This window comes from Terriglobus sp. YAF25 (genome assembly GCF_052113305.1).
GTDB lineage: Bacteria > Acidobacteriota > Terriglobia > Terriglobales > Acidobacteriaceae > Terriglobus.
Window position 1 is genome coordinate 1 of record NZ_JBFRCY010000420.1, and the last position, 4,082, is coordinate 4,082.

General features: G+C 57.9%; 3 protein-coding genes. All 3 read left to right on the forward strand.

Annotated elements, in window-relative coordinates; translation table 11 throughout:
• Positions 1-1,062 (forward strand): GGDEF domain-containing protein (locus AB4043_RS17005; RefSeq protein WP_442307597.1); only part of this gene is annotated, 1,062 nt, incomplete at its 5' end.
• Between the two features lie 69 nt (positions 1,063-1,131).
• Positions 1,132-2,583, forward strand: a complete 1,452-nt coding sequence (locus tag AB4043_RS17010) for a phospholipase effector Tle1 domain-containing protein (RefSeq protein WP_442302473.1) — start codon at positions 1,132-1,134, stop codon at positions 2,581-2,583.
• Positions 2,584-2,699: 116 nt separating this feature from the next.
• Positions 2,700-4,082: tannase/feruloyl esterase family alpha/beta hydrolase (locus AB4043_RS17015; RefSeq protein WP_442307598.1), on the forward strand; the 1,383-nt coding region annotated here is incomplete at its 3' end.

Here is a 4,082-nt window from a genome sequence, read left to right on the forward strand (position 1 = left end):
ACGCGTGGTCTGCTTGCATTTGCGGCGAGCAATGTTGGCTATCTGATCGGCGGCATCCTGATTGCGAACCGCGAGCATCTGCCGGTATGGGCAGCAGTGGTGCTGGCGAACTTCCTGTACAGCATGGGATATGTGCTGCTGCACCGCTGTCTGGCTGAGTTCTTCGGAGAACGACAGTGGTATTGGCGAGGGCAGTGCGCGATGGCGGCGATCTCGTTGCTGTTGTGCCTGACGTTCACCTATGGATATCCGAATATACGGCTACGGCTGGCGGGAATTGGCCTGGCGACAGGATTCCAGTTTGCCTTTGCCGCGCTGGTTGCTGCGCATGGCTGGTATACGCGCATGCGTGCTCCCGCCATCACGATGAGCGCGGTACTGTTTTTTTCGGCGGCGCTAAACCTGCTGCGCATTCTGCTGACGCTGATGTGGGGAACCACGCAGACGTACTTGAAAGCTGACGACATTCAGACGACGACCGTGATGTTGAACACGACGATCTTCGTCTCGATTGATATTGCATTTCTCTGGATGATGGCAACCGCGCTGCGCGATGAGCTGCACACGCAGGCGATGGCGGATCCGTTGACAGGAGTGATGAATCGTCGTGCCTTTGAAAAGGCTTTAACGAATGCGGTGACGCGCAGCCGCGAGACCGGCCAGCCATTGGCTGTGGTGATGATGGATCTCGACGACTTCAAAGGAATCAACGATACCCTGGGTCATCGCGCCGGCGACAAAGCGTTAATGGCTGCGACGCAGTGTCTGCGCGAGGGACTGAGAGAAGCCGACGCCATCGCGCGGATGGGCGGCGATGAGTTCGTGATCCTGCTGCCAAACTGTCCACGAAATGGCGCCCATGAGATTGCGGAGCGGCTGCGCGCGGCGATCGAAACCAGGAGTATTCCGTTTGCCGAAGAGGCAATCACGCTGAAAGCCAGCTTCGGTGTCGCTACTCTGAGTGATCCGACAATGGAGGGAGACACTCTCCTGATCGAGTGTGACCGGGCGCTGTATACAGCGAAACGCGTTGGCGGGAACTTTGTGTATGTCACTGGGTGATCGCTCCGAAAGAGAAGATCACCGCCGAGGGAGTAGAGTTGGTCTCCTATCACCTTCGCTGGAGGCGCCATGAGTGCACCGAAGGACGTCATCCTCCTGATTGACGGGACAAGACAGGGCCCGGAGAAGCCAACGTCAATTCCCACGAACGTTGAGTGCCTGGCCTATTTCCTGAATGCCGAGCCTCTGCGAAGTCCGGATATCTATCCCAGGGCTCCCAATGACAGATCTGGCCTGCGTGTCCCGAAATCAAGTGCCGTTGTGGGATATATCAGTGGCGTGGGAGCCGATACGCCGCCAGGTTTCGATCTCTTCCCCGGGGCGACAGGCCACGGAATGGCGGATACCATTCGTCTGGCGTACAGGTTCCTCCTCGCCCGCTATCAACCTTCGGATCGAATCTTTCTGTTCGGCTTTTCGCGTGGCGCGTTTGCTGTTCGATCTCTCGCGGGGTTTGTCGATTGCGTAGGCGTCGGTCTCCGCGTGGTGCCTGAGGACTCGCTCGACCTGGCAATCGACGAAGCATATTTCGCCTATGAGTTTCTGGAAGGGGATACGAAGGCTCTTCGTACCGGGATCAATGAGTATCTGCATGAATATCTCAAAGGCTCGACGCACGATACCCGCGAACGTGCTTTTGAGTTTGAGTCTCTTCCCATCTACCTGATCGGCATCTGGGATGCGGTCGAAGCCTTGGGATTACCGTCGAAAGCCTCGGCCGTGACACGAGTCTTCAACTCGTATCATCAGACCATACTTCCTCCGAATGTCTCACACGCCTATCACGCCCTGGCGCTGCATGAACTTCGTTCGGACTTCGAGCCGCATGTGTGGACGAATAAGGATCGAGATGAGCAAGTGCTCGAACAACGATGGTTCGCGGGAGATCACAGCGATATTGGCGGTGGACATACCGGCCGCCAGCTCGCTGATGTCTCGCTGGAGTGGATGTTGCGCTGTGTCGAGCAGGCGGGATTCGCCAGCGTTCATCCACTCGCGCAGTACGCCGCACAGAAGGCGGCCCTGGCCGATATTCAGCAGAGATGGCAGGACATTATCTATTGTGTCCTGCCTCCGAAGGCCCGCCAGATTCTTCAGAACTACGACAGAGACCTGAACATCGAACCATTGCTGGGCGGCAGCTTCGACCCCACGGTCACAAATCGTCTGTCGTCAGGACAGGAGATCGATTACTCACGGTTTCGCATCGGCTTCGGTAAGACCTTCGGTGTCCGCAGCCATGATCTCCAGATCGGTGCGCTTCGACAGGTCGATCAATGCACGATTCGCGGACTGCTGCGGAAGGACCCCCGCTTCCAGAGCTTGACTGCGGCGCGGCAAGAGAAGCTACTCCACGCGGAGACCTTCGTAGATTGGGCCGATGCTGTGAAGCAGCTATTGGCTCAATCAGGTGAGCAGGCAGCAGACCAGATGCATCAAGGGCTTTCCAAAGGCATCAGTGTTGGTAAGTCCCTCGCTGACGGGCTGATTAAGAAAAATATCGATGGAGAAAGACCATGACGTGATTGGTGCTCTGGATAATTCTCCGAGGGGTCTCTCCGCCGAATCGATGACCGGGCTTCGTGACAATCAAGTCCGAAGGTCAGTGGTATCGTGGCCACGAGCGAAAACACATCATGATGGCACGGTGGATCTTTTCCGCAGTTGTTCTTGTTCCGGCGCTGGTAACAGCGTGCGCGTGGGGGCAGGCGTGTGAGCGGCTGCAGGCTGGATCGTCGTCGGTTTCCATTACGACTGCGAAAACGGTTGCCGCGGGTGCATTTACGACGTCCGAAGGTAAGGGAGGCTTCTCCAATCTTCCTGCCTTTTGCCGTGTAGCTGCCAAGTTGAGGCCCACGAGTGATTCCGACATCGGGATTGAGGTCTGGCTTCCGGTCAATGGATGGAACGGCAAGTTCCTCGCTGTCGGCAGTGGCGGATGGGGCGGATCGATCGCTTATGATGCGATGGCAGAGGCGTTGCGCCGCGGGTATGCAACCAGCGCGACCGACGATGGCCATACAGGCAGCAGCGGCAGCTTCCTGATGGGGCACCCCGAAAAGTTTGTCGACTTTGCCTATCGCGCCGAGCACGAGATGACGGTGGAGGCGAAGGCGTTGATCAAAGCCTTCTATGGACGCGATGCTCGCTACTCGTACTGGAACGGATGYTCCGGCGGCGGACGTGAAGGGCTACTGCAGGCGGCGCGTTTTCCTGACGAGTTTGATGGCATCATTGCCGGCGATCCGGCGAATGTCCGCCGTAATGCCTGGGCTCTGTGGCTTGCGAACCAGACCTTCAAAGATCCTGCCGATGAGATTCCGGCAGGCAAGTATCCAATGATTCATCAGGCAGTGCTCAACGCCTGTGACGCGAAGGATGGAGTAAAGGACGGTCTGATCGAGAACCCCGAAAGCTGTCAGGTCGACCTCAAGTCTCTTGCGTGCAAGGGAGAGGACAAGGCCGACTGCCTGACGGAGCGGCAGGTCCATACCGCGCAGACGATCATCAGTCCGGCGACCGATGCAAAGGGACAGGTGTATTTCCCGCGCCTGGAGCCCGGGACAGAGCTTCGCTGGGCGCGCCTGGCAGGTGGCCCTGCTCCTGCAGATCTGTTTCTCGATCAGTTCCGCTACCTGGTCTATCAGGATCCCAACTGGGACTGGCGCAGCTTCGACCTGGAAGGCGATGCGGCAAAGGCGAACGCAATCAATAAAAATGTCGATGAGCTGGATCCAAATCTAACGGCGTTCTCCAGACGCCATGGCAAGCTGCTTCTGTATCACGGCTGGGCAGACCAGCAGGTGGCTCCGGGATCGACGGTTGAGTTCTATGAGTCTGTACTGCATGCGACCGGCGATTCGGCCAATGCGCCGGAGTGGATCCGGCTGTACATGATGCCGGGCATGGGGCATTGTTCCGGCGGAGAAGGGCCTGACACCTTCGACAAGATTGGCGTCCTCGAAGAGTGGGTGGAGCATGACAAGGCTCCCGCGGAGATCGTGGCGTCGCATCAGAGC